We start from the raw sequence: 25,296 nt of genomic DNA, 5'->3' as shown, positions 1-25,296 counted from the left end.
GCACCGCGCCTCCAGGCAGGTGGTCGCGTCAGCGACCGTGGTGGTCCGAAGACCCGTGGGTCAGCCGGTGACGGCCTTCACGCCGTCGGCGTACTGCTGCCCGAGTTCCTCGTTGACCTGCTTGGGCGAGCTGCTGCCGTTCAGGACGCTCTGCAGACCGGCGTTCAACTGGTCGTAGAAGGTCGAGGTGGGCCAGTCGGGGTAGAACGCCAGACCGTCACGCTCGGTGAGCGTGTTGAAGTTGGCGATGAGTTCCTTGCTCTTCTCGTCCGTGATGTCGGACTCGGTCGCCGCGACCGGGACGCCACCGTTGTTGCCGATGATCGCCTGCATCTCCGGACGGAGCGTGATGTCGATGAACTCCTCGGCGAGCGTCTTGTTCTTCGCCTTGGTCGGGACGACCCAGAGGTTGCCCGACGAGCCGGGCGACATCTCGGCGCCGGGGTAGAGGAACGTGCCCCAGTCCTGCTTCATCTCGGTGCCGAAGCGGCCGTACCACCACGAGCCGGAGAAGAACATCGGGTACTTGCCGCTGATGAAGGCGGTGCCCGCGTCCTCCGCCTTCATGCCGGTGGCGTCGGCGGAGATGTAGCCCTTGTCGGTCCAGTCCTTGATCGTCTTCGTGGCGTAGCTGATCTGCTCGTCGGAGAAGTCGACGGGGTTCTTGTACAGCTGGTAGTCGTCGACCCAGTCCCGGTCGGCCTTGGTCAGCGCGAGCTGGTACCAGAGCTGGCCGAGCGGGTACTCCGCCGCGGACTCGGCGAGCGGCGTGACGCCCTTCGACTCGAAGGTCGCCATGGCCTTCTCGAGGTCGGCCTCGGTCTTCGGGACCTCGACGCCGTACTCCTCGAAGAGCTCCTTGTTGTAGTAGAACTCGACGTACTCGCCGTAGTCGGGCACGCCGTACCAGGAGCCCGAGCCCATCACGCCCTTCTCGTCGTACCGAGCCGTTGTCTGCAACGACTTGGCGAGCTTGTCGTCCCAGCCGTACTTCTCCACGGCGTCGTCGAGCGGGCTGAGCAGGCCCTGGCTGGCGAGCAGGCCAGCCGTGGCGTTGCCCTTGTTGTACTCGATCAGGTCCGGGGCCTGGTCGGAGTTGAGCGACTGGCTGGCCGTCTTCCGGATCTGCTCAAAGCTCTTCTCCTGGAACTCGACCTTCGCGCCGGTCTCCTTCTCGAAGACCTTGATCGACTCCTTCCAGGCCTTGCCCATGGCGGAGTCCTCGGACTCGAAGTGCCAGAGCTTCAGGGTCTTGCCGTCCTCGTTGCTGCGGTCGTCGGCGCTCCCGCCGGCGGAACAGCCGGTGAGGACGACGGCGGTCGCGGCGAGCCCGGCGAGTGCGCCGAGCAGGCGTGACTTCTTCATGTCGCTACTTCCTTGTAGGGGGATGGGGCTGGTTCGGTTGTCGAAGCGCTTCGACGACGGACCGTCGAGAGCGCCGTTGAGCGGTGCCGGTCAGTGCACCGGTCGGATGGACCCGCGGTCGATGAACCGCGGTCGGAGGAGCGTGACGCCCGGTTCACGGGCACCGTCGACCTGACGGACGGCGCCCTCCACGGCACCGCGACACATCTCCTCGAGCGGGAGGGGGATGGTGGACAGGGGGACCTCGAGCACGTCGGTGTCGTAGCTCGCGCACGCGGCGAGGACCGACACGTCCTCCGGGACGCGGACGCCCCGGGACACGAGGTGGGCGAGGACGGCCTCGACGACGGGCTCGTTGCAGTGGAACACGAGCGCCGTCATGTCCGGCAGAGCGGCGAGCAGCTCGTCCGCCGCACGGCGCTGGTCGGCGCGGTCGAGGGACGGGTAGAGCGCCAGCGTGGCGACGCCGGCGGCGCGGCACTCGTCCTCGAAGGCGTCGGCGAAGCGGCGGATGAAGCCGGTGTGCCGTTCGACGTACGTGGCCGGGTGCCCGATGACCCCGATGCTGCGGTGCCCGGCGGCGGCCAGCTGCCGGACGGATGCCCGTCCGGCCTCGGCGAAGTCCAGGTCGATGCACGTCAGCCCGGTGGTGTCGCCCGGGACACCCACGAACGAGGCCGCGGCACCGGATCGGCGGACGACCTCGGCGCGCTCGTCGTCCGTGGACACCCCGAGCACGACCACGCCGTCCACCAACGAGCTGTCCACCACGCGGCGGATGCCGGTGACCTCGTCGTCGCGGGCGAGCAGGAGCACGTCGTCGTCGTGCGCCCGGGCGGCCTCGACCACCGCCGTGACGAAGCGCATGTGCGTCGGCAGGTGCGCGTCCTCCCGGATCGGGGCGGACAGGGCGAGGATGTTCGTGCGGGCCCCGGCGAGCATCCGGGCGCCGGCGTTCGGACGGTAGTCGAGCTCGGCGACGGCCTGGTCGATGCGGGCCCGGGTGGTGGCGGAGATCGCGCGCTTGCCGGAGAGGGCGTAGGAGACGGTCGAGATCGACACGCCTGCGGCCTTCGCCACCTCGTGGATCGTCACCATCTGCGCACCTCCTCGTGCCGGTCGTCGTCGTTCGCGGTCGGCCGTCGCAGGGCTGGTGAAGCGCTTCGACGAGCTCGCGACGGCGACGCTAACAGTGTCGAAGCGCTTCGCGCAAGCATCCGTCGGCCCCGCGGACGGATGGAGCGCGCCACGGGGCCGCGGACTCGTGGCTGCGTGCTCCTGCCGCCCGCGCCGTATCCTGACTGCGTGCTCGCCGCCGCTGGGGAGGCCCCGAGCTCGGGTGACCCCGACCCGTTCGTCGGCCTGCCGCCACGGAGGGAACTGCCATGAGCATGGAGAGCGCGGCCTGGAGCTCGCTGTACAAGATCTCGACCGCCAAGAACGGCGAACACGGCTTCTCGCGTGAGTCGGTGCGGCGGATCCTGACGTTCGCCGTGCCCTACCGGGCCAAGCTCGTCGTCTTCATCGCCCTCTCCGTCGTGGGAGCCGTGCTGGCCGTGGCGACGCCGGTGCTCGCCGGCCGGGTGGTCGACGTCATCGTCGCCCGGGGCGCGGTCGCCACGATCGTCTGGCTCGCCGTCGTCATCGCGCTCGTGGCGGTGGGCGACGCCGTCGTGTCGCTCGTGACGCGCTGGTACTCGGCGCGGATCGGCGAAGGCGTGATCCTGGACCTGAGGACCGCCGTCTTCGACCACGTGCAGAAGATGCCGATCGCGTTCTTCACGCGCACCCGCACCGGCGCCCTCGTGAGTCGCCTGAACAACGACGTGATCGGCGCGCAGCAGGCCTTCAGCGGCACGCTCTCCGGCGTGGTCACGAACCTCGTGGCACTGGTCCTCACCCTGTCCGTCATGCTCAGCACGTCCTGGCTCGTGACGGTGCTCGCGGTGGTCATGCTCCCGGTCTTCCTGATCCCCGCGCGCCGCATGGGCAGCCGCCTGGCCGCGTTGCGCCGGGAGGCCGCCGACCACAACTCCGCGATGAGCACGCAGATGACCGAGCGGTTCTCGGCACCCGGTGCCACGCTCGTCAAGCTGTTCGGCCGCCCCGACGAGGAGTCCGAGGAGTTCCGCGTGCGCGCCGCCCGTGTCCGCGACATCGGGGTCCGGACCGCGATGCTGCAGTTCGTCTTCGTCACCGCGCTGACGCTCGTGTCCGCCCTCGCCCTCGCCCTCGTGTACGGGCTCGGTGGCTTCCTGGCGCTCGCCGGCCAGCTCGACACCGGCGCGGTGGTCACCCTGGCGCTCCTCCTCACCCGTCTGTACGTGCCGCTGACCAGCCTCGCGAACGCTCGGGTCGAGATCATGAGCGCGGTGGTGAGCTTCGAGCGGGTCTTCGAGGTCCTCGACCTCGAACCGCTCATCCGCGAGAAGCCCGACGCGGTCACCGTCCCCGACGGTCCCGCGGCCGTGGAGTTCGACGACGTCCACTTCGCCTACCCGTCCGCCGACAAGGTGTCCCTCGCCTCCCTCGAGGAGGTCTCCACGCTGGACACCCGTGGCGGCGAGGAGGTGCTGCACGGCGTGTCCTTCCGGATCGAGCCCGGACAGACCGTCGCCCTCGTCGGGACCTCCGGTGCGGGCAAGTCCACGATCGCGCAGCTCCTCGCGCGCCTGTACGACGTCGACAGCGGCGCCGTCCGGCTGGGCGGGACCGACGTCCGCGACGTCACGTTCGCCTCCATGCGGCACACCCTGGGCATGGTGACCCAGGACGGCCACCTCTTCCACGAGACCATCGGCGCCAACCTCCGCCTGGCGCGGCCGGAGGCGTCCGACGACGAGGTGTGGGACGCCGTCCGCCGAGCGCGGCTCGAGCCGCTCATCCGGTCCCTGCCGGACCAGCTGGACACCATGGTGGGCGAGCGTGGGTACCGGCTGTCCGGGGGTGAGCGCCAGCGGATGACCATCGCCAGGCTCCTGCTCGCCCGACCGCGCGTCGTGATCCTCGACGAGGCGACGGCCGCGCTGGACTCCACGTCCGAGGCCGCGGTGCAGGCTGCGCTCAGTGAGGCGCTCGACGGCCGGACCGCGATGGTGATCGCGCACCGCCTCTCCACCATCCGCAGCGCCGACATGATCCTCGTCGTCGAGGACGGCTCCGTCGTGGAGCGCGGGACGCACGAGGAACTGCTGGCGGCGCGTGGGCGGTACGAGGAGCTGCACCGGACCCAGTTCGCGGTGCAGGAGGACGTCGCGGCGGAACCGCAGGCGGCGAACCCGACCTGATCGCCGTCCGTCGCGGAACGCTTCCCGGGACGGCAGCGGATCAGCGGAGGAGGAGCGAGCGGCGGGGAACGGGGCAGGAGGCCATCAGCTCGTCGACTCGACTGTGCTCGCGCAGCCAACTCTCGAGGCCTTGGTCGACGTAGCCCGCCAACGCGAGGAGAACTGCGTGCGCTTCGCCGAGCGGAAGACGCACGACGGAGCCATCAGCGTTCTTCTCCCCGGGCAACGGGACGCCCCAGATGATGTGCTCGTGGTGGGCGATCCTGTTCCGGAGAGCCTGCACGCGGCGTGCTGCTGTCTCGACCAGCGCACGGTCAACGGCTCCGACGTTCGGGAAGGCGTGTCGCAGGGCAGGCTTCCACAGCGTCGTGTCGTAGATCCGGCGCTGCCGGTCCGGACCTTCGCCCTGCCAGGTGCCGCGTCCCAGGATCTTCACCCAGAAGCCGAACATCAGCGTCGACACGAGCTTCCCGTGCACGACCTCGTCGGGTTGGGCCAAACGGCCGAGTCGAGCCACCCGCCATGCGTCCTTCACGAGTCTGAGCGTGTCGTCGTCGAGGATGTCGGTCCGGCTGTACCAGCGCAGTCCGTGCGCGGTGGCGAGTTCCCGGGCCATGGCGGATCGCATGGCGACCTCCAGCGTGCCGAGGTCGTCGAACATCGCCAACCCGACCGACGCTGCCCATCGGTACAACTCGATGGGGTCGGCATCGGTGCCGTGGCACGCCATCTCGTACGGCGCCAGCCTCGGCGCCGGAACCGTTGCCTTCAGTCGTCGCATGGGCCTCCTCAGTTGCACAGCAGACTCCGGCGACCTAACCTAGCCAAACAGCCCCCGGCGCAGCGCACGCAAGTGTGACGGCCGGGGTTCCTCATTTCTGCACACCCGCCTCCGCCGGAGGCGGACGGGCAGGTCGCCCTCCGCGCTGGGCGACTGCGTGCGCGGGCGCACCCCCGTGGAGTGTCGCTCAGCGCGGCGCGCGGTGCGACGCGGCCCGTCCGCCCGGCTCCGTGAGCGGGACCGGTGCCGGCCGGGAGGCACGGCTCGCGACGTCGACGACGGCGTGCGTCCGCCCCGCGGTCGCGATGGACTCCATGACGTCGAGCACGTGGAACGCCAGCGCACCGGAGGCCAGGTGCGGCTCCCCCGACGCGATCGCCCGCGCCATGTCCGCCAGGCCCACACCGCGACCGGCGTCCCGGTGGCCCGCGAGTTCCGGCAGCTCCCGGAACGTCCGGTCCTCGGCCGTGGCGATCCTGGTCGGGTCCGAGAACCGGTTCGGGTCGGCGACCGACAGCGAGCCGGCGGTGCCGTGCACCTCGAACAGCGGCGCCTCGGTCGCCCAGACCTCGAACGACACCGTCATCGTGGAGACGACCCCGCCCTCGTGCTCCAGGACCGCGACGACGTGGGTGTCGACGTCGACCGGCAGGACCCGGCCGGCGTCCGGGCCGGTGGCGACCGTGCGCTGCCGGGTCGACCGGGTCGTGCTGCCGCTGACGCGCACCACGGAGCCGAAGAACGTGACGAGGCTCGTCAGGTAGTACGGGCCCATGTCGAGCAGCGGGCCGCCGCCCGGCTGGTAGTAGAAGCCGGGTGCGGGGTGCCAGAGCTCGTGGCCGGGTGCGCTCCACGACACCGCCGCCCCGACCGGTGTGCCGATGTGCCCCTCGTCGAGCGCGGCACGGGCGGTCTGCACGCCGGTGCCGAGCACGGTGTCCGGCGCGCTGCCGACCCGCAGGCCCGCGGCCTCGGCAGCGGTGAGGACCGGAGCTGCCTCGGCGGTGCTCAGTGCGAGCGGCTTCTCCCCGTAGACGTGCTTGCCGGCGGCGAGCGCCCGGAGCGCTACATCGGCGTGCGCGGCGGGGATCGTCAGGTTGAGGACGACGTCGACGTCATCGGACGCGAGCAGCTCGTCGACCCCGAGCGCCTGCACGCCCTGCTGGGCAGCGACAGCAGCCGCTCGTTCGCTGTCGAGGTCGGCGACCGCGGTGAGCCGGAGGTCGGGCAGCGACGGGAACTGCTCGAGGTACTGCTTGCTGATGGTGCCGACGCCGACCATGCCGACGCGCAGGGGGGCGGCGCTCATCGGGCGGCCCACAGCAGACCGCGCTCGATGATCGTGCGGACCGGCTGCGACTCGACGATCTCGATGCGGTGCCCGGGTGCCGAGACGAAGACCCGCCCCTTCCCCCACTGCCGTGTCCAGATGGCCGGCGAGGTCACCGGACGGTTCCAGGCGTCCCAACTCCGCGCCTCCTGGGTGGTGGTCGCGAGGACGTCGTCGTACTCGTCGCTGAGCACCCAGTACTGCTCGCTGACCAGGTCGAAGTCGACGATGCCCTGCGTGATCGGGTGCTCGCGACCGAGGTCGGTGATGTGCACGGTGTACGGGATGTAGTTGTCCGACTGCTCACCCACCCGCTCGGACGGGTGCTTGCCCGCGTGGTGGGCGAACTGGCCGCCGATCATGTGGAGGTAGTCGGCGTTCGCCCGGTACGAGTCCGCGATGCCGCCGTGCCACCCCGCCATGCCGGTGCCGGCGAGGACCGCCCGCTGCAGCCCGGCGAACTCCTCGTCGGCGATCGTCGACATCGTGTTCACCTGCACGACCAGGTCGGTGGCGTCCATGACCGCCTGGTCGGCGTACACCGCGGTGCCCTCCTCGACACGGACGTCGAAGCCGTTGTCGCGGAGGAACGGGATGAAGAGCTCGGTGGTCTCGACGGGCATGTGCCCGTCCCAGCCGCCGCGGACGACGAGTGCCTGGCGTTGCACGTTGGGTGCTCCTTGCGGATCGGGGGAAGGGTCGGTCATCGGGTGGGGGCGGGTCATCGGGCCGTGACGGGGGTCCACGCACTGCCGTCGGCGGCGCTCCGCTGCACGGCATCGAGGACGTCCTGCACGTGCAGCCCGACGGCGAAGGACGGCTCGGGCTGCTGCCCGGTGGTGATCGCGGTCACGAAGTCGACGACCTCGTGCACGAAGGTGTGCTCGTACCCGATCGTGTGTCCGGTCGGCCACCAGTTCGCCATGTACGGGTGCTCGGGCTCGGTGACGAGCACCCGCCGGAAGCCCTGCTCCCCGGCGGGTGCGGTGGCGTCGTACACGCGGAGCTCGTTCATCGCCTCGAGGTCGAACACGATCGCGCCCGTGGACCCGCTGATCTCGATCGTCAGGCCGTTCTTCCGCCCCGTCGCGTACCGGGTGGCCTCGAACGAGGCGACGGTCCCGCCCGGCCGCGCCGCGCCTCCCGTCAGTCGGCCGAGGAACCAGGCGGCGTCGTCGACGGTGACCTGTCCGCGCTCCTCGGAGGCGGTGCCGGACAGGCCGACGCCGTCCGCGAGGAGCGGCCGCTCGTGCACGAAGGTCTCGAGCGTGCCGCTCACGGAGCCGAGCCGGGCACCGGTGACGTGTTCGACCAGGTCCACGGCGTGCGCACCGATGTCGCCGAGCGAGCCGGACCCGGCGAGCGCGGCGTCCAACCGCCACGTCATCGGCCCGTCCGCGTCGGCGAGCCAGTCCTGCAGGTACAGCGCCCGCGCCTGACGGACCTCGCCGATCCGGCCGGCCTGCACGAGTCGGCGGGCGAACGCGAGCGCGGGGACGCGGCGGTAGCTGAAGCCGACCATCGAGCGCACCCCGCGTCCCGCGGCCGACTCCGCGGCGGCGACCATGGCCTCCGCCTCGGCGACGGTGTTGGCGAGGGGCTTCTCGCACAGGACGTGCTTGCCGGCCTCGAGGGCCGCGATCGCGACCTCGACGTGCGACGACCCGGGCGAGCAGACGTCGACGACGTCGATGTCCGGGTCCTCGACCACGCGCCGCCAGTCCGTCTCCGCGCGCTGCCAGCCGAAGCGGGCACGGGCGGCCTCGGTGCGTTCCGGGTCGCGCCCGACGACGACCGTCATCTCGGGCTCGCGGTCGAGCGGGAAGAACCGCGGCGCGACCCGCCACGCCTGCGAGTGCGCGGCCCCCATGAAGCCGTGGCCGATCATCGCGACCCGCAACCGGTCGTCCGTCATCGCATGCTCCCTCGCATCGTGCGTCCGCCGTCGACGCTAGGGACCGGCGGGTGCGCGGGACAAGCCGGACGGGAGGATCGGAAAACTTTCGTGGGCGGGTCACGCGGGCACGTGGTCGCGCGGATGTCATCCCGGAGGAGCACGCCGGTCCTCCGTTGCGCCGATCCCGGCGGCCCTCCCCGACCGGTTGGATCGGTGCAACGACGAAAGGCACACCGTGTCCCGAACCCCCACCAAGCCCCTCACGATCGCCGCGCTCGCCCTCTGCGTGGTCTCCCTGACCGGGTGTTCCGCTCTGAGCGACACGCTCCACGACGAGGTCACCGGTCATGCGGAGACCCGCGCGGACCTGACGAACGCCCCGGAGTGGATGCCGTCGGACGCGACGGACATCACCTCGGTCACCGGGACGGGCGCGGAGGACGCGTCGGAGGCGCCGAAGACGATCGTGTTCACCAGTCCGGCCGGCGTGGCCGCGGACGGCTGCGACACCGTGCCGAGGAAGTCGGCTCCGGTCATGACCGTCCCCGAGGCCCCGGACGTGTACGCCGCGGACACCGTCGTCCGGTGCGGGGACTGGTCCCTGGCGGCGAAGGGGCACCGCTGGGTCGCCTGGACGCCGAACACGGGCGACGGCGCGTCCTGACCATGTCCCGTCATCGCGGCCGACCGGCTCGTCGTCGGCCCCGCAGCTGGATGCGCGTCCGCGTCGAGAGCCGCTCGACGGTGGCGGTCGCCGCCCTGTCCGCCGGACTCGGAGCCCTCGTGGTGACCGGTTCCGAGGCGGCGCAACGGATCGTCGAACTCGGACGGCGCACCGGCGAGAGCGCGACGGTCGCGGCGATCCTGCCGGTCGTGGCATGGGTGTTCATCGCGATCGCGCTGTACGTCAGCGCCGTCGTCGCGTCGAACACCTGCGCGACGGTGATCGCCGGTCAGACCCGCTCCCTGGCCCTGCAGCGTGTCCTCGGCGCCACCGGCGTCCAGCTCCGGCGGCAGGTCACGGGCGTCGGCCTCACCTGCGGCGTCCTCGGCGCCCTCGTCGGGGTCGTCGCGGGCACGGTCGTCGCCAACGGCGTGCTCGCCCTCGCGGCGGCCACGTCGGTGCTCCCGCCGCTCGGGTGGTTCCTGCCGCCGGCGTCTGGACCGATCGCCGCGCTCGTCGCAGCCATCACGACGATCGCGTTCCGCATCGGCTCCCGCGACGTCCTCACGATCCCACCGCTGCGGGCGCTCGACGCCGCCGTCGAACCCCTGCCCGGCGAGGCACCCACCAGGACCCGGAGTGTCGTGGCGGTCGTGTTCTTCCTGGCCGGTGCCGCGGGCATCGGTGTGGCGTTCGTGCTCGGTGCCACGACCGTCGGTGCGCTCCTGCTCGCGGTGACGAGCGGGGCCCTGTCGTTCACCGGGGTCGTCATCGCGTCCCCGGTGCTCCTGCCGGCCGTCCTCCGCCTCGCCGTGTCGGCGACCGCGCACAGCGTCATCGCGTCGATGGCCGCCCGGAACTCGCTCCGGGCCCCGAGACGCACGGCCCGAGCGACGGTCGGCCTCGTCATCGCGGTGACGCTCATGTCGACCTTCTCGGTCGGGTTCACCACCTACGCCACCATGCTGCAGCGCCAGGCAGCCGGTGACCCGGTCTACTACCGCGACATCCAGACCCAGTTCGACCAGCTCGCGGTCATGTTCGCGGGACTCGTCGGTGCCGCGGGGATCATCGCGGCCGCCGGGGTGGTCGCCGTGACGGCACTGACGATCGCGCAGCGCAGCCGGGAACTCGGGCTCCTCCGGGTGGTCGGTGCGACGGCGCGACAGATCCGGTCGCTCGTCCTCGTCGAGACCGCCATGACGATCGCCATCGCCGTCGTGCTCGGGGTCGCCCTGGGCACGGCGTACGGGTGGGCCGGCGCCTACACGCTGCTCGGGGCGACGAACGGTGCGGTGCTCGTCGGGCCGACGGTGCCCGCGTGGCTCCTCGTCGTCGTGCTCGCCGGCGCGACCGGCACGGGCCTGGCCGCCGCACTCGGGCCGGCCGCCCGGGCTGTGCGGGGCACGCCGGTCACGGCGCTCCGCGGGTGAGGCACCGCGGCCTGCACCGCTCCCCGTCACCGGGTCAGTCGCGGGTGGCGACGATCGTGTAGGTGGTCGGGATGCGGTCGCGGTCCTGCTCCGGCCACGTCCACGATCCGTCGCCGGTCTCCTCCATGCGGGAGCTGAAACGCCACGGCAGGGTCCGGCCCTCGTCGAGTCGACGGAGCCGGAGTCCTGCGCCGAGCAGGGCGTTCACGATCTCGGACAGCGGGTGCGGCCACTCGTACGTGCGGGGCTGCGACACGGTCCCGTCGCCGGCGTAGGTGCTCGCGTCCTCCCACTGCTGGGCGGTCCCGTCCGGGAAGTACCGGTGGCGGGTGACGAGCTCGTCAGCGTCCTCGTCCAGGGCGTACAGCGCCGGGTGGCCGTCGCGGATGAAGAACACCCCGCCGGGTCGCAGGAGTGCGGCCACCTGGGCGGCCCACCGGTCCAGGTCGGCCAGCCAGCAGATCGTGCCGATGCTCGTGTAGACGACGTCGAAGTCACCGGTCACCGCGGCGCGGGCGTCGAGGACGTCGGACTCGACCCACGTGACGTCGACCCCGGACCGCTCGGCCAGCGCCGCCGCCGACACGAGCGCCGGGTGCGAGAAGTCGACGCCGGTCACGCGCGCTCCCTCCCGCGCGAGCGAGACGGTGTCGGTGCCGATGTGGCACTGCAGGTGGCAGACGTCCAGGCCGTCGAGGGACCGGCCGGGGAGCCAGGGCGTGAGCGCCGGCAGGTCCTCGCGGACGACGTCCGACCGGTGGGCCGGGTCGGCGAAGGCGTCGCGCGCGTAGGCGCCCTCGTGGATCGGCACCCGGTCGTCCCAGTTCGCGCGGTTCGTGTCGCGGGCGTGCTCCCAGTCGACGTCGACGTGGTCCATGCTCATGCGCCCGACCCTACCGAGCAGGGCGGTCGCTCTCGACGGACCTCCGGACCGGGTCGGACGCCATCCGTGACGGAACGCCCTCCGAACACGTCATGAGGAGAGAGCCGGGCGACGGACCCGGACGACTGGAGGACATCGATGGCCGACCCGATCCCGACCGAGGACCGCTGCCCGAGCGTGTTCGACCGGTGGCGCTGTGGGCTCCCACAGGGCCACGGCGGACTGCACGCGTGGACGGACGCACGCGGTCGGACGACCTGGAACGACACCGCTCAGGGCCGCCGGCTGCCGGACCTGTGAGCACCGGACGCGGCTCCCGCGGTGCCGCGTCGACCGGTCACCCCACCTGCGCGGCCCGCGCCGGCCGTCAGCGTCGGACGGGAGGCGCGTCCCGCGTCCCGGGACCGGGTGCGGCCGTGGAGTCGCGCACCACGAGCGCCGTCGCGAGTTCGACCCGGACCGGCCCGTCGTCGAGGTCCCCCACCGGCTCGGTCGCGCCCCCCGCGTGCTGGCGGAGCGCCATCCGTGTCGCCCGCTGGGCCATCTCCTGCAGTGGCTGCCGGATCGTCGTCAACGCCGGACGTGCCCACCGTGCCGGTGCCACGTCATCGAACCCGACGACCGACAGGTCCTCGGGCACCCGCAGGCCGGACGCCCGAGCGGCGTCGAGCACGCCGAGGGCCTGCAGGTCGTTGCCCGTCACGATCGCGGTCGGTCGGGGCGCCGTCGCGAGGAGCACACGGGCTGCGCGCTCGCCGTCCGCGCGGCTGAAGTCGGCGACGACGACGTGCCCGGCCGCCCCGTCGTCGACCGCAGCCGTCCCGGCGGAGGTGGTCCGGGCCTCCCGTCCGGCCGCGGCGAGCGCCGCGCGGTGACCGGCCAACCGGTCCGCGGCGCAGCGCATGTCGAGGGGCCCGGCGATCGCGGCGATCCTGCGGTGCCCGAGGTCGAGCAGGTGCTGCGTCGCGGCCGCTCCCCCGGCGGTGTTCGTCGCGCCGACCACGGGGACGTCGGCGGGCGGGTCGCCGACGGGGTCGACGACCGTGAACGGGATGCCCCGCGCGCGGAGCTGGTCGCGTCGGCCCGCGGTGAGGGCGGAGAACTGCAGGACGACCGCCACCGGGCGGCGGTGCAGCACGCCGGCGATCCAGTCCTCGCCCACGGCGTGGTCGGGGCCGAGCGCGGAGAGGGACAGCGCGTAGCCGTGCTCCCGGGCGACCTGCTCGACACCGCGGACGATCTCGATCGACCACTCGCTGGCCAGGTCCTCGACGACGAGCTCGACGAGGGACCCGGGCTCGGGCGGACGGTCCCGCTGGGCGTAGCCGGAGGCGGCGAGCAGGTGTTCGACACGCTCCCGGGTCGGACCGGAGACACCGGGGCGGCCGTTCAGGACCTTCGACACGGTGGCGAGCGAGACCGAGGCCCGGCGGGCGATCGTCCCGAGGGTCGGCCGCGCGGTGGCCCGGTCCGCAGCGCCGTCGCTCATGGTCCGAGTATCGCAGCCCGTGGTGCCGCTGCCCCGCCTACTGGGGCAGGCACCACGGCTTGGACCTTCGCCAGACTGATGGTGCACAGCCCCGTCCACCCCTGGGGGCCGAACGACGAACCGAGGCTGCGATGACCACCGATGCCCGATCCGCTGACAGTGCCACCGGCGCGGGGACCGCGGAGGACGAGCGCCTCGAGCAGGCACGCCTCCGCATCCGCATCGCCGAGGCCGCGATCGAACTCATCCGCATCGGCGACAGCCTGCACCTGACCGGTGACGCCGTCGCGGCCCAGGCACGGATCGCCCCGGAACTGGTGCAGCGCGAGTTCCCGACGTGGGAGAGCCTGCTCGCCGTCGCGGTGATGCGGTGGCACGAGGTCCGCCTGCGGCCGCTGCTGGAGCACGCCACGGGGGACGGAGCCGTCGCGTTCCTGGAACGCCTGATCGCGGCGAACCTCGCCGACCCCCGCATGATGCGCCTGCTGGTCAGCAGCTTGACCGCGGGCGCGGACCCGCTGAACGCGGCGGCGCCGTTCTACCGGAACCAGTACGAGGCCTTCCACCGCACGGTCCGGCAGCTGTTGGACAGCGACGTCGCCACCGGACGGGAAGCGGCGTCGGTCGACACCGGGAGCGCCGCCGTGCAGCTGCTCGCCCTGTACGAGGGACTGCAGCTGCAGGGCATGCTCCGGCAGGGCCTCGACGTCCTGGCGGCGTTCCGGACGGCGACGACGGAACTGCGCCGCGGCTGGGCCCTGCGCGGGCCGGTCGCGGGCGGCGGCCTCGACGGCGTCTACGACCTCTGACGCCCCGCCGCCGGGAGGCGCGGGGCGAGGCGTCGGCGCGCCTGCGGACCGTCGAGGGGTTGCGCTCGGGTCGGTGCAGCGCATATGTTCTCGCTGACAACAAATCCGCTCGACGACGATCGGCAGACTCCATGGCAGTGCAGCCCACCCGCGACGACAAGTTCTCCTTCGGTCTCTGGACCGTCGGCTACAACGGCTCGGACCCCTTCGGCGGCCCGACGCGCCCCCAGCTCGACGTGGTCGAGGCGGTCGAGAAGCTCGACGAGCTCGGCGCCTACGGCCTCACCTTCCACGACGACGACCTCTTCGCGTTCGGCTCGACCGACGCCGAGCGTCAGACCCAGATCGACCGCCTCAAGGGCGCGCTCGAGTCGACCGGCCTCGTCGTCCCGATGGTGACCACGAACCTCTTCTCCGCACCGGTCTTCAAGGACGGCGGCTTCACCTCGAACGACCGCGACGTCCGCCGGTTCGCGCTCCGCAAGGTGCTCCGCAACGTCGACCTCGCTGCCGAGCTCGGTGCCGAGACGTTCGTCATGTGGGGTGGCCGCGAGGGCGCCGAGTACGACGCCGCCAAGGACGTCCAGGCCGCGCTCGAGCGTTACCGTGAGGCCGTCAACCTCCTCGCCCAGTACGTCACCGACAAGGGCTACGGCATCAAGTTCGCCATCGAGCCGAAGCCGAACGAGCCCCGCGGCGACATCCTGCTCCCGACGCTCGGCCATGCGATCGCGTTCATCGACACCCTCGAGCGCCCCGAGCTGTTCGGCGTCAACCCCGAGGTCGGCCACGAGCAGATGGCGGGCCTGAACTTCACCGCCGGCATCGCGCAGGCGCTGTACTCGGGCAAGCTCTTCCACATCGACCTGAACGGGCAGCGCGGCATCAAGTACGACCAGGACCTCGTCTTCGGTCACGGCGACCTGCAGAACGCGTTCTCGCTCGTCGACCTCCTCGAGCACGGTGCACCGCAGGGCGGCCGCGCGTACGACGGCCCGCGTCACTTCGACTACAAGCCGTCCCGCACCGAGGACTTCACCGGCGTCTGGGACTCGGCCGCGGCCAACATGCGCATGTACCTGCTCCTCAAGGAGCGTGCCCAGGCGTTCCGCGCCGACCCCGAGGTGCAGGCAGCCCTCGAGGCGTCGAAGGTCACCGAGCTCGCGCAGCCGACGCTGAACGCGGGCGAGTCGTACGACGACTTCCTCGCCGACACCTCCGCCTACGAGGACTTCGACGCCGACGCGTACTTCGGCGGCAAGGGCTTCGGCTTCGTCAAGCTGCAGCAGCTCGCCCTCGAGCACCTCATGGGCGCGCGGAATTGAGAGCAGACGCGCCAGCGGCTGCATTCCGCGCGCCGAGGCGCCCCGCGCCGAGGGTGGCAGCGCTGACATCGGGCACGACATGGTGAACGACCTCCTCGTCGCCGGGGTCGACTCGTCCACGCAGTCCTGCAAGGTCGTCGTCCGACGGGCCGCCACCGGCGAGGTCGTCCGCTCCGGCCGCGCGTCCCACCCGGACGGCACCGAGGTCGACCCCACCGCCTGGTGGGACGCCCTCGGCACCGCCGTCGCGGACGCCGGTGGCCTCGACGACGTCGCCGCGATCGGCATCGGCGGGCAGCAGCACGGCATGGTCGTGCTCGACGCCGACGGCCGTGTGATCCGCCCGGCCCTGCTCTGGAACGACGTCCGCAGCGCGGCAGCCGCCGCCGCGATGGTCGAGGAACTCGGCCGGGAGGCGTGGGTCGCCCGCACGGGTCTCGTCCCGGTGGCCTCGTTCACCGCCACGAAGCTGCGCTGGCTCCGCGACGCCGAGCCGGAGCACGCGGCCCGCGTCGCGGCCGTCGCGCTCCCGCACGACTGGCTGTCCTGGCGCCTCCGGGGCTACGGCCCGGCGGACGAGAGCCCGCTCGGCCCCGACCTGGACGCCCTGGCGACCGACGGTTCGGACGCCAGCGGCACGGCCTACTGGGACCCGGCCCGCCGCGAGTACGACCCGGAGCTGTTCGAGCTCGCCCTGGGCCGTCCGCTGCGCGGGGCCGAGACCGGTGACGACGGCGACGCGGTGATCGTGCCGCGCGTGGTCGCGCCGTCCGAGGCGATGGGCACGCTCGAGCAGGACGTCGACCTGCCGGGCGGTGCGCGGGCCTCCCGCGGGCTCGTCGTCACGGCGGGCGCGGGGGACAACGCCGGCGCCGCGCTGGGCCTCGGCCTGGCGGCGGGCGACGTCGCGGTGTCCCTCGGGACGAGCGGCACGGTGTTCGGCGTGACCGACACCGCGATCGAGGACCCGACGGGCACGGTCGCGGGCTTCGCGGACGCCACGGGTGCCCGCCTGCCGATCGTCACGACGCTCAACGCGGCCCGCGTGCTCGAGGTGGTCGGCGGCCTGCTCGGCGTCGACCACGCCGAGCTCGGGCGGTTGGCACTGCAGGCGCCGGCCGGTGCCGACGGGCTCGTCCTCGTGCCGTACTTCGTCGGTGAGCGCACGCCGAACCGACCGGACGCCACCGCGTCGCTGCTCGGCATGACGCCGGCGACGACGGACCGGGCACACCTGGCCCGGGCGGCGGTCGAGGGCATGCTCTGCGCCCTCGCCGACGGGCTCGCCGCGGTGGAGCGCACGGGGGTCACGGTCGAGCGACTCCTGCTCATCGGCGGTGCCGCACAGAACGAGGCCGTCCGGGTCGTCGCCGCGCAGGTGTTCGGCCGCGAGGTCCTCGTGCCGGAACCGGGCGAGTACGTCGCCGCCGGCGCTGCCCGTCAGGCCGCGTGGGTCGTCACCGGGTCACTGCCCGGCTGGTCGATCCCGACCACGGCGATCCCCGCGGACCCGCACCCCGAGGTGCTCGAGCGCTACCGGGCCGCCGTCGGCTGACCGCGGAGCGCACGTCGGCGGCGGGGCGCAACGCGATGACGTTGCGGCTCGCCGCCGTCGTCGTGTCCGGCGTCCGTGCCCTCAGCCAGCCCGCGGGCTGGACCGGACGTGCGCCCGCTCCCCCTGCGGCCCGTACAGGCAGAGCACCTCGGTGACCTGGTCGGTCACGTTGCCGACCCAGTGCGGGGTGTGGGTGTCGAACTCGACGACCTCGCCCGGGCCGAGGTCGAACACCTCGTCGCCGAGCGCCAGTCGGAGCCGACCGGACAGCACGTAGAGCCACTCGTAGCCCTCGTGGGTCTTCAGCGTCGTGTCCGAGCCGTGGTCGTGCGGCTCGATGAGCTGCTTGAACGAGCGCACGCCCCCGGTCCGCTTCGTCAGGGGGATCACGACACGGCGACCGTGCCGCTCGGGCTTGAGGTGCACCCGGGGGTCCCCGGTCGCCGGTGCCCCGACGAGGTCGTCGAGCGGCACCTGGTACGCGCGGGCGAGCGGCAGCAGCAGTTCGAGCGTCGGCTTCCGCTGGCCGGACTCCAGCCGGGACAGGGTGCTCACCGAGATGCCGGTGCGCTCCGCGAGCGCGGCGAGGGTGGTGCCCCGTCGCGTGCGGAGCGCCCGGAGCCGTGGGCCGACCGCGTCCACGACGTCGGCCGTCGTCGGCTCCGTGGGGCGGGCCTCCCGTGCGTGTGCCACGCCCCCATGTTGCCATGCCGGCAACGGCGCTTGCCACCGACGATCCGCTCGGCAGAGGATCCCCCCATGTCCGAACCACATGACGTCATCGTCGTCGGCGGCGGTGCCGCCGGCCTGTCCGCAGCGCTCATCCTGGGGCGCTCGCGCCGCTCCGTGCTCGTCGTCGACGCGGGCGAGCCGCGCAACGCCCCCGCCGAGGGCGTCCACAACTACCTGGGCCAGGAGGGCACCGCACCCCTCGACCTCGTCCGCGTCGGCCGAGAGGAGGTGGCCCGCTACGGCGTCACCGTCACGGACGGGAGGATCGTGGCCGCGTCCGCCGCGCCCGTCACCGAGGACGACCCGGTCGGGTTCCGGCTCACCCTGGACAGCGGCGAGGTCGTCGCAGCACGCCGCGTGGTCATCGCCGGCGGTGGCGTCGACCTGCTGCCGGACGTCCCCGGACTGGCCGAGCAGTGGGGCCGCGGAGTCGTCCACTGCCCGTTCTGCCACGGGTGGGAGGTCCGCGACCGACGGATCGGCGTCCTGGTGACGACACTGGCCGGAGCGCACCAGGTGCAGATGTTCCGGGCCCTCAGCGAGGACGTGACGGCCTTCGTGGCCGAACCGGGCGCCGTCGACGACACCGTCCTCGCCGGTTTCGCTGCACGGAGGATCAGGGTCGTCCACTCCCCCGTCGCGCGAGTGCTGTCCGACGGCGACCGGCTCAGCGGTGTGGAGCTGCCGGACGGGTCCGTCGTCGGACTCGACGCCCTGGCGGCCGCGAGTCGTGTCGAGGCCCGGGTCGACTGGGCCGCGGGACTCGGACTGACGCCGGTGGACCAGGAGGCCAACAGGACCCGGTTCGGCCGGGTCCTGGCCGTCGACGCGCTCGGGAAGACCGACGTCCCCGGCGTCTACGCGGCCGGCAACGTGGCGAACGCGATGCTGACGGTCATCGGCTCGGCGGCAGCGGGTACGCAGACCGGGGCCGCGGTGCACGGGGACCTGCTGCAGGCGGACGTGGCGGCGGCACTGCGGCGCTGATCGGTCCGGCCGCGTGGCTGCGGCTGCGGCGGTGCACCGGCGTCACCGCGTCGGCGTCAGCACGCTGTCGAGCACCAGGTCCTTGGCCGGACCACGGGCCTCCCACCGGACCCGCCACCGCTCGGGCGTCCCGGTGAGGAGGCCCGTGTAGTCGTCCGGCGCACAGGCGTGCTCGACGCGGTCACCCCACGCCCAGTCGTGGAACGGCCGGCCGTCGGCGAAGTGCACGTACCACCGGTCACCGGTGCCGCATCGGACGGACAGGGTGCGCCACACCGGCGTCTCGGTGGCGCCGAGGACCATCGTCCCCGCCTCGTGCCAGCGCACGGACCCGTCGTCCTCGGCCGTCAGCTCGGTCGAGCCGGTCACCGTGCCCGACACCCCCGCGAGGCGGTCGTGCACCGTCCGGTGCAGGTCCCACCGCCCGAGCAGGTCGGTGGGCAGCAGCAGTGCCGGGGCGGACACCTCCGTGGCCGTCACTCGACCCGGTACCCCGCCTGTGCGGCGAGCAGCGGCGCGAGCGTGTACAGCTGCTCGCCGCCGATCGTCGCACCGCGCAGCCCGTCGAGCCGCTCCACCCGGTCGAGGTCCGCGTCGCGGAGGTCCACGTCCTCGATGCGGGTGCCCGCCCCGGCGACCTCCCGGATCGTGCTGCCCGGGAAGGCCACGCGCTGCAGCCGGGCGTCCGCGATGTCGACCTCGTCGATGACGCAGTCGCGGAACACCACGTCGGTGAGGACCGACGCGCGGAGGTTCACGAACCCGAGCTTCATGCCGACGAACTCCACCGCGCTGAACGAGCTGTCGTACAGCTCGGCCGACCCGATCCGTCCGCCGGCGATCCGGACCTCGCGCCACGCGCCGCTCTGGGCACGGAGCACGGGGGCGTCCAGCACCTCGACCACGGTGTCCCGGATGCGGAGCCCGCGCAGGTCGGCGCCGTCGGCCCGGAGGGTCCCGACGACGCACTCCTCGAGCTCCAGGTCGGGCAGCCGCTCCCCCGCCACGTCGAGCACGTCGATGCGCTTGCCGTCGATCCGGTCACCGGTCAGCACGTCCCCGGCTCCGGGCGACCACGGCTCGAGGTCTGCCGGTTCGGTCAGGGTGATGCGGGGCGCCGCGACGCCGGTCTTCCGTGCCATGCCCCCAGTCTGCCGCGGACGGACGACCGCGGGGTCGTGCACCGGGGCCGTCAGACGTCGGGATCGTCCGGACGGGCGGCTGCTCGCAGGGCGTCGGCCATCCGCCCGGTGAAGTCGATGAACAGCTCGAAGGACTCGGGAGCCACGGCGCCCTCGAGCACCTGGCGGTACGCGGCCCGCACGGACCCGAGGACCGCGACCCCGTCGAGCGTGAGCTCGATCCGGACGCTGCGCCGGTCATCGGGGTTCCGGACGCGGTCGAGCAGTCCCTGCCGGGTGAGCCGGTCGAGGAGCGCGGTCACGGCCCCCGTCCCCATCTCGAGGTACCCGCCGAGCTCCTTCGGCGTGCGGTCGTCGTCGACCGCGCCGAGGAACTGCAGCGCGCGGAGGTCCACCGGGTTCAGACCGTGCCGGACGGCGAGGTGCTGCATGAGGTGCGCGTGCTCGACCTGTGCGCCGTAGAAGGTCGCCACGGCCTCGTCGAGGAGTCGATCGAGGTCGGCGGTGGAGGGGCGCCGGGGAGGTGCGGTCACGTGCCGAGCATAGTCGACATCCGTTCATCACGAAGATTGACAAACTCGAAATTCGAGGCGTACAGTCGCAGATGCCTCGAAAATCGAGGCGACACGATCAGGATGGAACCCGGAAATGCGTCGCCCTACCCGCACCCTCGCTCGCCTCGGCACCTTCGCCGTGATCCCCGCCGCGCTGCTCGCCGCCGGCGTCGCCGTCTCCACGGCGAGCTACTCGGCCTTCTCGGCGACCTCGTCCGACGGTGCCGACAACTGGTCGATGGGCACGGTCGCGTTGACGAACGACGCCTCGAACGGCGCGCTGTTCTCCGCGTCGAACCTGAAGCCCGGGTCCACCGGCACGAACTGCATCGCGGTGACCTCGAGCGGCAGCCTGCCGAGCGCCGTCCGCATGTACGCGAAGGACGTCACCCAGACCAAGGCCCTGGCCTCGTCCGTGACCCTCCAGGTCAAGCAGGGCACCGGCGGCGGCTACGGCACCTGTGACGGGTTCACGGCGGTGACCGGGACCGACGGCACCCTCTACGACGGCTCGCTCGCGTCCTTCGTGTCGACCCGGAAGGACTACGCGTCCGGCCTCGGGACGTGGAAGACCGCGGGCACGAAGCCCGAGACGCGGACCTTCCAGATCACGTACACCGTCTCCCCCGACGCACCGGCGACCCTCATGGGCGCCACCGCCAGCCTCGGCTTCACCTGGGAAGCCCAGAACCTCTAGTCCCTGCCCACCACCGCACGCCCACCGGACAGGAGGATCGGCATGCGCTCGTCATCGTGGCTCCGGTTCACGGTCGTGCTCGCCGCTCGTGGCGTCATCGCGGCACTCGTGGGCGTCGCGTTCTGGGGCATCGCTCCGCTCGCACTCGGGTGGCACACCACCACCGTGATGACGGGCTCCATGCAGCCCACCCTGCTGCCCGGTGACGTCGTCGTGAGCAAGCCGGTCCCGGCCCACGACCTCCGCGCGGGTCAGGTGCTGCTCTTCCCGGACCCCGACCACGCCGGCGTGCTGCGCCTGCACCGCCTCCACGACGTGGACGCCCGCGGCGAGCTCGTCACGAAGGGCGACGCGAACCCGGAGGCGGACTCGACCGCCGTCGCGCGGTCCTCGGTCGTCGGGGTCGGGTACCTGCGTGTCCCGCTCGTCGGGCTCCCGGTCGTCTGGGCCGCGGAGCACCGGACCGTGCCCCTCGTCGCACTGGCCGCCGGGATCGTCGTGCTCGCCGGGTTCGCCGTGGTGCCCGCCGTGCGCACCCGCACCGACGCCCCGACCGACCGGCTCCCGCGCCACGGCCGTCACCGTGCCGCACGTCCGCGCCGCCCCCGCGCCCGGGCCGTCGTGGTCGCGGCGACGGCGTGTGCCGTCGTCGGGGTCGCACTGCCCGCACCCGCAGCCGCCGCTGCCTTCGCAGCGACCACGACCACCGGGGCCAGTTCGATCACCACCGCGGTCGCCACCCCGGTGACCGGGCTCACCTGCACGAACGTCGGCAACGCCGCGGTCGACGTGGGATGGACCTACTCCGGGGTCGCACCCGAACGCTTCACCGTCCTGGTCGACGGGGCCGCGAGCGGGATCAGCACCGCTGCGGGCGAGCGGGACGTCACGCTGGGCGCGTCGGACTTCTTCGTCTGGAAGACGTCGACCATCAGCGTGCGCACCGACCTCACCGACACGTGGACGGCCACGTCGCCGTCCACCGTGCGGATCACCACGATCCGGCTGTTCGGACTCGGCCGCACCTCCTGCGCCCGCTGACGGGCCCGGTCGAACGCCGGTCCGCGGCCGACCCCGGCGTCAGCGCCCGGCGGCGTAGTGGCTGCTCACCTGCGCCGCGGTGAGCACGGAGTTGTAGACGGCAGCGAACCGCATCGAACCCGTGAAGTACGGGTTCGCCGGCGCTCCGGGCCAGCCGGAGATCGTGTCGTACCCGATGCGCCAGTACCCGGTGTAGTTCTCCGGCGCCGTGTAGTTCGCGTTCGAGGCCACGAGCGCGCCGTCGACGTACAACCGCATGCCGGTCGTGGCGGACATCGTCGAGACGACGTGGTGCCACGCGCCGTCGTTGTAGGACTTCGGCGAGGTCACCACCTGCGTGGCCCCGTTGTAGGCGCCGAAGACGAGCTGCCCGTTCGTGTTGAGGTAGATCTGCCGGTCGTGCTGGCCGGAGACGGTGACCTGGCTGCCGCCGAAGCCGATGAGCAGGCCGCCGGCCACCGAGGTGCGGAACCAGACCTCCTCGCTGAAGGTCACGGGGTTCCGCTGCGCCGCGGGGGTGGAGAGGAAGTCGGACGCCCCGTCGAGGAGCCACGCGGTCCCGGGGTCGCGGGGGCAGGCGATCGGGCTCGGGGTGCTCGCGGTCATCCCGCCCTGGTAGGTGCCGTTCGCGCCCTTGCCGGAGAAGTCGGCCGCGGTCGTCGAGCCGGACGGCTCGGTCAGCTTGTACGCGAACAGGGCATTGCTGGCGGTGGCGTCGAAGCCGACCGCACCGGTGCAGGTGTTGGACGCCGCGGTGCCGGCGGAGTTCGACCCGTTCGTCACCTTCGCGCTGAAGCCCGAACGGGTCGGGGCGAACTGGTTGACGAGGAGGACGACGGCGAGTGCGACGACCAGCAGGAGCGCGAGGACCTTGCCGTCGCGGAGACGACCGGGGTTCACGAGGGCCGCACCGTCTGCACGCGTCCGACCACCAGGCAGAGGACGAGCGGGACCAGGCAGGCGGCGACGAGCAGGGCCCAGCCCGTCGGGTCGAGGTCGATGCTCGACATGAGCTGGTAGTGACCGTGCCGGTTGAGCTCGGTGATGGTGACCCGCCCCACCTCGCCGTCGACGAGGTGCACGGCGTTGCCGCCGACCGCGTCGACGCGGACGGGGAAGATCCCGGAGGAGACGACGGTCGCCTCGACCGAGCCGGGGGACGTGCTGTTCGAGATCGTCGTGACGTTGACGAAGGGCTTGAGCAGGAAGGCCGCGTAGGAGACCGTGAGGGAACCGCCGGCGATGCGCAGACTGCTCCGGGTGACCCGGTCGGTGAAGGCGCTGGTCAGGCCCCAGATGAGGAGCGTCCCGACCAGGAGGACCGGGGTGGCCTTGAAGAGCCAGCCCAGGTGCGGGACGAGCAGGACCGGGGCGCCGACCAGGTCGTCCTGGCTCAGGGTCCACGGGTCGGCAGCACCGTTCACGTCGCCCCGGGCGCGGATGCCGCCGTCGGGGTCGATCTCGATGATCCGGTGGGTGTACACGACGTCGGGGTTCGCGGCGACGCTGTACGAGACGATGTCGCCGACGCGGAGCGACGAGGCCTGCACGGGCATGTCGAGCACGAGCGTGCCGACCGGGGCGGCTTCACCCATCGACGGCGTCTCGACGACGAACCAGCGGCCGCCGTTGGTGAGGAACAGCATCGCGGCGGTCAGGAGGACCGCGGCGATGACGGCGACCGACCAGGCGAGGACGGACTCGGAGCGGCTGAACGTCCGCCCGCGCAGGAGCGGCCGCGGCAGTGTCCCGCTGAGCGGGATGGCCGAGGTCTGGCTCATGTGCTGCTCCGTCCTGGTCGGTGTCGGTCACGGGTGATGGCGACGCTCGACCGTAGGGGGGTCGGTCGAGCGTCGCCGGTCTGGGCGGGGCGGATCAGGCCGTGAAGGTCCAGGTCATCGGGACCGAGGCGGCGAGGCCCTGGTAGGTGTTGCCGGCCGAGGAGTCGAGCGTGACGGCGAAGTTGAAGGGGACGCTCGCACCGGCGGCGGGAGCGGTGGGCAGCGAGATCGCGGCGGCGCCCTTGAAGCTTGCGAGGGTGCCGGAGAAGACCGTGGTGGAGCCCGAGGTGATGACGAGGTTCATCTTCGCGCAGAGGTCGGTCGCGGTGCCGTTCGACGTGCCGTTCGCCGTCTGCGTGCAGGTCGCGCCCGGGGTCAGCGTGAAGGTGTTCGCGGCGGCGGTGCCCGTGTTCTTGATGGTGATCGGGGTGTTGACCGTGTTGCCCGGGGTCATCGTCGTGCTGCCACCGAACTTGTTGATGGTCGAGCAGGTCGCCGAGTTGGTGGAGACCGAGCCGCCGTCGGTGCTGAGACAGGTGACCGACGCGTTGGCGTTCTGCTCCTGCATGATCAGCGTGCCGCTGGCGGCGGTGTTGCTGCTGTTCGTGATGCTCGCGGCGAACCCGGAGAGGGTGCCGGTGAGCGAGAGGGACAGGAGCACGGCGGCGAAGATGCCCGCGAGGAGCGCAACGGGGGCGAAGCGGAGGCGCTTCAGCGGGGAGGTGCGGAGCGGGTTGGACACGGGGTACCTCGATGTTCGGTGAGTCGGTGTGGGGGTGCAATCTTTCGGAGGAGCGATTGCTTGATGATCAAGATAGTCACCGGTTGAAGGAGATGGAAGCCGGTGTCCGCCCCCAGAGCGGGGGCCAGGGCAGGACGGGAGGCGCGACGGCGTCCGGCACGGTCGTGTCGGCCCGGTACTCTTCCGCAACGAGCGAGGGGCGGGACCAGGTGGTGACGGGACAGGACGAGGACGGCGCGACCGACCTGATGGCCGCGTTCGACGCGGTCGTCCGCGCGAACGCGAGCCTCGTCGGGCAGTTGAGCGCCCGTGCCGGCGTGCACGAGAGCGGCCTGCGCGCGCTGGTCCTCGTCAGTGACACCGGGTACTCCACCCCGACCGAGGTCGCCGGGTTCCTGGGCCTGACCTCCGGCGCCGTGACGAACCTGATCGACCGTCTGACGTCCGCCGGTCTGCTCGAACGGACCCCGAACCCGAACGACCGTCGTGGGTCGCTGCTGCGCCTCCGTCCTGCGGGCGAGGAGGTCGTCGGCGACTACCGCCGTCGCTACGTCGCGATGCTCCGCGCCGTCGACACCCGGCACCGCGGTGACCTGCACGCGGTCCTCAACGACCTGGCGACCGGCCTGTACGAGCAGGCGGCGACCGCGGCACCCACACCGGGGACGGACGAGGCGTCCCGCTGACCGCCGGTCCGTCCTGACCGCACGCGCCCCGCACGACGACGGGCGCCACGGTCGGTGGGGACCGTGACGCCCGTGTCCGTGCGGGTCGGAATCCGTGCCGGTCCGGATCGGTGCCG

Annotated in this window: 25 protein-coding genes; 10 read left to right on the top strand and 15 right to left on the bottom strand. The window is 72.4% G+C overall.

What is annotated here, in order from left to right; genetic code table 11:
- Positions 1 to 60 precede the first annotated feature (60 nt).
- Both DEI84_RS13170 and DEI84_RS13165 read right to left on the bottom strand, forming a co-directional pair.
- Positions 61 to 1,365: an extracellular solute-binding protein gene (locus tag DEI84_RS13170; protein WP_110825560.1), complete on the bottom strand. Its 1,305-nt coding sequence runs from the start codon at positions 1,363 to 1,365 to the stop codon at positions 61 to 63.
- A gap of 90 nt (positions 1,366 to 1,455) precedes the next feature.
- The gene (locus tag DEI84_RS13165) at positions 1,456 to 2,463 is read right to left on the bottom strand and encodes a LacI family DNA-binding transcriptional regulator (protein ID WP_110891168.1); all 1,008 of its coding nucleotides are present in this window, start codon (positions 2,461 to 2,463) and stop codon (positions 1,456 to 1,458) included.
- Between the two features lie 287 nt (positions 2,464 to 2,750).
- Here DEI84_RS13165 and DEI84_RS13160 point away from each other — a divergent pair, with 287 nt between their 5' ends.
- Positions 2,751 to 4,652, top strand: coding sequence for an ABC transporter ATP-binding protein (locus DEI84_RS13160; RefSeq protein WP_110891167.1), 1,902 nt, complete (start codon positions 2,751 to 2,753; stop codon positions 4,650 to 4,652).
- A gap of 40 nt (positions 4,653 to 4,692) precedes the next feature.
- On the opposite strand, the gene DEI84_RS13155 is transcribed toward DEI84_RS13160, so the two are convergent.
- The 4 genes from DEI84_RS13155 to DEI84_RS13140 form a co-directional block, all read right to left on the bottom strand.
- On the bottom strand, positions 4,693 to 5,433 hold the full coding sequence (locus DEI84_RS13155) for a hypothetical protein (RefSeq protein WP_146236373.1): 741 nt from the start codon (positions 5,431 to 5,433) through the stop codon (positions 4,693 to 4,695).
- Positions 5,434 to 5,620: 187 nt separating this feature from the next.
- A complete protein-coding gene (locus DEI84_RS13150) occupies positions 5,621 to 6,742 on the bottom strand; it encodes a Gfo/Idh/MocA family protein (protein WP_110891175.1) in 1,122 nt (373 codons plus the stop codon).
- Complete coding sequence (locus DEI84_RS13145; protein WP_258371788.1) at positions 6,739 to 7,386, bottom strand: ThuA domain-containing protein; 648 nt, start codon at positions 7,384 to 7,386, stop codon at positions 6,739 to 6,741. The genes DEI84_RS13150 and DEI84_RS13145 overlap by 4 nt, the downstream gene beginning before the upstream one ends.
- 98 nt (positions 7,387 to 7,484) lie before the next feature.
- Complete coding sequence (locus tag DEI84_RS13140) at positions 7,485 to 8,678, bottom strand: Gfo/Idh/MocA family protein (protein WP_110891164.1); 1,194 nt, start codon at positions 8,676 to 8,678, stop codon at positions 7,485 to 7,487.
- Between the two features lie 217 nt (positions 8,679 to 8,895).
- On the opposite strand from DEI84_RS13140, the gene DEI84_RS13135 reads away from it, so the two are divergent.
- On the top strand, positions 8,896 to 9,324 hold the full coding sequence (locus DEI84_RS13135; RefSeq protein WP_110825564.1) for a hypothetical protein: 429 nt from the start codon (positions 8,896 to 8,898) through the stop codon (positions 9,322 to 9,324).
- Positions 9,325 to 9,326: 2 nt separating this feature from the next.
- The gene (locus tag DEI84_RS13130; protein WP_110891163.1) at positions 9,327 to 10,757 is read left to right on the top strand and encodes an ABC transporter permease; all 1,431 of its coding nucleotides are present in this window, start codon (positions 9,327 to 9,329) and stop codon (positions 10,755 to 10,757) included.
- Between the two features lie 34 nt (positions 10,758 to 10,791).
- On the opposite strand, the gene DEI84_RS13125 is transcribed toward DEI84_RS13130, so the two are convergent.
- Positions 10,792 to 11,640, bottom strand: a complete 849-nt coding sequence (locus tag DEI84_RS13125; RefSeq protein WP_110891162.1) for a bifunctional 2-polyprenyl-6-hydroxyphenol methylase/3-demethylubiquinol 3-O-methyltransferase UbiG — start codon at positions 11,638 to 11,640, stop codon at positions 10,792 to 10,794.
- A gap of 367 nt (positions 11,641 to 12,007) precedes the next feature.
- Positions 12,008 to 13,129: a LacI family DNA-binding transcriptional regulator gene (locus DEI84_RS13120; RefSeq protein WP_110891161.1), complete on the bottom strand. Its 1,122-nt coding sequence runs from the start codon at positions 13,127 to 13,129 to the stop codon at positions 12,008 to 12,010.
- Positions 13,130 to 13,260: 131 nt separating this feature from the next.
- On the opposite strand from DEI84_RS13120, the gene DEI84_RS13115 reads away from it, so the two are divergent.
- From DEI84_RS13115 to xylB, 3 genes are all read left to right on the top strand, one after another.
- Positions 13,261 to 13,938, top strand: coding sequence for a TetR/AcrR family transcriptional regulator (locus tag DEI84_RS13115; RefSeq protein ID WP_110891160.1), 678 nt, complete (start codon positions 13,261 to 13,263; stop codon positions 13,936 to 13,938).
- A 131-nt stretch (positions 13,939 to 14,069) separates the two neighbouring features.
- The gene (xylA, locus tag DEI84_RS13110) at positions 14,070 to 15,263 is read left to right on the top strand and encodes a xylose isomerase (RefSeq protein ID WP_110891159.1); all 1,194 of its coding nucleotides are present in this window, start codon (positions 14,070 to 14,072) and stop codon (positions 15,261 to 15,263) included.
- A 79-nt stretch (positions 15,264 to 15,342) separates the two neighbouring features.
- Positions 15,343 to 16,818, top strand: coding sequence for a xylulokinase (gene xylB, locus DEI84_RS13105; protein WP_110891158.1), 1,476 nt, complete (start codon positions 15,343 to 15,345; stop codon positions 16,816 to 16,818).
- A gap of 81 nt (positions 16,819 to 16,899) precedes the next feature.
- On the opposite strand, the gene DEI84_RS13100 is transcribed toward xylB, so the two are convergent.
- Entirely contained in the window at positions 16,900 to 17,511 is a 612-nt protein-coding gene (locus tag DEI84_RS13100; protein ID WP_110825571.1) for a helix-turn-helix domain-containing protein, read from the bottom strand.
- A gap of 66 nt (positions 17,512 to 17,577) precedes the next feature.
- Here DEI84_RS13100 and DEI84_RS13095 point away from each other — a divergent pair, with 66 nt between their 5' ends.
- A complete protein-coding gene (locus DEI84_RS13095) occupies positions 17,578 to 18,537 on the top strand; it encodes an NAD(P)/FAD-dependent oxidoreductase (protein WP_110891156.1) in 960 nt (319 codons plus the stop codon).
- A 42-nt stretch (positions 18,538 to 18,579) separates the two neighbouring features.
- Here the strand turns inward: DEI84_RS13095 and DEI84_RS13090 are convergent, their stop codons facing one another.
- From DEI84_RS13090 to DEI84_RS13080, 3 genes are read right to left on the bottom strand one after another with little or no spacing between them, the layout of a single operon-like run.
- Positions 18,580 to 19,017 carry a DUF6314 family protein gene (locus tag DEI84_RS13090; RefSeq protein WP_110891155.1) on the bottom strand — a complete coding sequence of 146 codons (438 nt, stop codon included), beginning with the start codon at positions 19,015 to 19,017 and terminating at the stop codon, positions 18,580 to 18,582.
- Entirely contained in the window at positions 19,014 to 19,679 is a 666-nt protein-coding gene (locus DEI84_RS13085; RefSeq protein WP_110891154.1) for a pentapeptide repeat-containing protein, read from the bottom strand. Before DEI84_RS13085 ends, DEI84_RS13090 begins: the two co-directional genes overlap by 4 nt.
- A gap of 50 nt (positions 19,680 to 19,729) precedes the next feature.
- A complete protein-coding gene (locus DEI84_RS13080) occupies positions 19,730 to 20,212 on the bottom strand; it encodes a MarR family winged helix-turn-helix transcriptional regulator (RefSeq protein WP_258368174.1) in 483 nt (160 codons plus the stop codon).
- A gap of 115 nt (positions 20,213 to 20,327) precedes the next feature.
- On the opposite strand from DEI84_RS13080, the gene DEI84_RS13075 reads away from it, so the two are divergent.
- The gene (locus tag DEI84_RS13075; RefSeq protein ID WP_110891153.1) at positions 20,328 to 20,930 is read left to right on the top strand and encodes a hypothetical protein; all 603 of its coding nucleotides are present in this window, start codon (positions 20,328 to 20,330) and stop codon (positions 20,928 to 20,930) included.
- A gap of 42 nt (positions 20,931 to 20,972) precedes the next feature.
- The gene (locus DEI84_RS13070) at positions 20,973 to 21,971 is read left to right on the top strand and encodes a signal peptidase I (RefSeq protein WP_110891152.1); all 999 of its coding nucleotides are present in this window, start codon (positions 20,973 to 20,975) and stop codon (positions 21,969 to 21,971) included.
- 39 nt (positions 21,972 to 22,010) lie between these two features.
- On the opposite strand, the gene DEI84_RS13065 is transcribed toward DEI84_RS13070, so the two are convergent.
- The 3 genes from DEI84_RS13065 to DEI84_RS13055 form a co-directional block, all read right to left on the bottom strand.
- Positions 22,011 to 22,871 carry a LamG domain-containing protein gene (locus DEI84_RS13065; protein ID WP_110891151.1) on the bottom strand — a complete coding sequence of 287 codons (861 nt, stop codon included), beginning with the start codon at positions 22,869 to 22,871 and terminating at the stop codon, positions 22,011 to 22,013.
- Positions 22,868 to 23,752, bottom strand: coding sequence for a S26 family signal peptidase (locus DEI84_RS15755; protein WP_181420459.1), 885 nt, complete (start codon positions 23,750 to 23,752; stop codon positions 22,868 to 22,870). Before DEI84_RS15755 ends, DEI84_RS13065 begins: the two co-directional genes overlap by 4 nt.
- 94 nt (positions 23,753 to 23,846) lie before the next feature.
- On the bottom strand, positions 23,847 to 24,494 hold the full coding sequence (locus DEI84_RS13055) for a hypothetical protein (protein ID WP_110891150.1): 648 nt from the start codon (positions 24,492 to 24,494) through the stop codon (positions 23,847 to 23,849).
- Positions 24,495 to 24,586: 92 nt separating this feature from the next.
- Between DEI84_RS13055 and DEI84_RS13050 the strand changes: the two genes are divergently transcribed.
- Positions 24,587 to 25,180, top strand: coding sequence for a MarR family transcriptional regulator (locus tag DEI84_RS13050; protein WP_309146393.1), 594 nt, complete (start codon positions 24,587 to 24,589; stop codon positions 25,178 to 25,180).
- Positions 25,181 to 25,296: the final 116 nt, after the last annotated feature.

It is taken from the genome of Curtobacterium sp. MCBD17_023 (genome assembly GCF_003224415.1).
Classification (GTDB): domain Bacteria; phylum Actinomycetota; class Actinomycetes; order Actinomycetales; family Microbacteriaceae; genus Curtobacterium.
This window is presented reverse-complemented; position numbering and strand designations above follow the sequence as displayed.

Excerpts from the sequence above, each read along its gene's own strand:
- DEI84_RS13170 (WP_110825560.1), bottom strand. The coding sequence starts at position 1,365 with ATGAAGAAGTCACGCCTGCTCGGCGCACTCGCCGGGCTCGCCGCGACC.
- DEI84_RS13165 (WP_110891168.1), bottom strand. The coding sequence starts at position 2,463 with ATGGTGACGATCCACGAGGTGGCGAAGGCCGCAGGCGTGTCGATCTCG.
- DEI84_RS13160 (WP_110891167.1), top strand. The coding sequence starts at position 2,751 with ATGAGCATGGAGAGCGCGGCCTGGAGCTCGCTGTACAAGATCTCGACC.
- DEI84_RS13155 (WP_146236373.1), bottom strand. The coding sequence starts at position 5,433 with ATGCGACGACTGAAGGCAACGGTTCCGGCGCCGAGGCTGGCGCCGTAC.
- DEI84_RS13150 (WP_110891175.1), bottom strand. The coding sequence starts at position 6,742 with ATGAGCGCCGCCCCCCTGCGCGTCGGCATGGTCGGCGTCGGCACCATC.
- DEI84_RS13145 (WP_258371788.1), bottom strand. The coding sequence starts at position 7,386 with ATGCCCGTCGAGACCACCGAGCTCTTCATCCCGTTCCTCCGCGACAAC.
- DEI84_RS13140 (WP_110891164.1), bottom strand. The coding sequence starts at position 8,678 with ATGACGGACGACCGGTTGCGGGTCGCGATGATCGGCCACGGCTTCATG.
- DEI84_RS13130 (WP_110891163.1), top strand. The coding sequence starts at position 9,327 with ATGTCCCGTCATCGCGGCCGACCGGCTCGTCGTCGGCCCCGCAGCTGG.
- DEI84_RS13125 (WP_110891162.1), bottom strand. The coding sequence starts at position 11,640 with ATGAGCATGGACCACGTCGACGTCGACTGGGAGCACGCCCGCGACACG.
- DEI84_RS13120 (WP_110891161.1), bottom strand. The coding sequence starts at position 13,129 with ATGAGCGACGGCGCTGCGGACCGGGCCACCGCGCGGCCGACCCTCGGG.
- DEI84_RS13115 (WP_110891160.1), top strand. The coding sequence starts at position 13,261 with ATGACCACCGATGCCCGATCCGCTGACAGTGCCACCGGCGCGGGGACC.
- xylA (WP_110891159.1), top strand. The coding sequence starts at position 14,070 with ATGGCAGTGCAGCCCACCCGCGACGACAAGTTCTCCTTCGGTCTCTGG.
- xylB (WP_110891158.1), top strand. The coding sequence starts at position 15,343 with ATGGTGAACGACCTCCTCGTCGCCGGGGTCGACTCGTCCACGCAGTCC.
- DEI84_RS13095 (WP_110891156.1), top strand. The coding sequence starts at position 17,578 with ATGTCCGAACCACATGACGTCATCGTCGTCGGCGGCGGTGCCGCCGGC.
- DEI84_RS13085 (WP_110891154.1), bottom strand. The coding sequence starts at position 19,679 with ATGGCACGGAAGACCGGCGTCGCGGCGCCCCGCATCACCCTGACCGAA.
- DEI84_RS13075 (WP_110891153.1), top strand. The coding sequence starts at position 20,328 with ATGCGTCGCCCTACCCGCACCCTCGCTCGCCTCGGCACCTTCGCCGTG.
- DEI84_RS13070 (WP_110891152.1), top strand. The coding sequence starts at position 20,973 with ATGCGCTCGTCATCGTGGCTCCGGTTCACGGTCGTGCTCGCCGCTCGT.
- DEI84_RS15755 (WP_181420459.1), bottom strand. The coding sequence starts at position 23,752 with ATGAGCCAGACCTCGGCCATCCCGCTCAGCGGGACACTGCCGCGGCCG.
- DEI84_RS13050 (WP_309146393.1), top strand. The coding sequence starts at position 24,587 with ATGGAAGCCGGTGTCCGCCCCCAGAGCGGGGGCCAGGGCAGGACGGGA.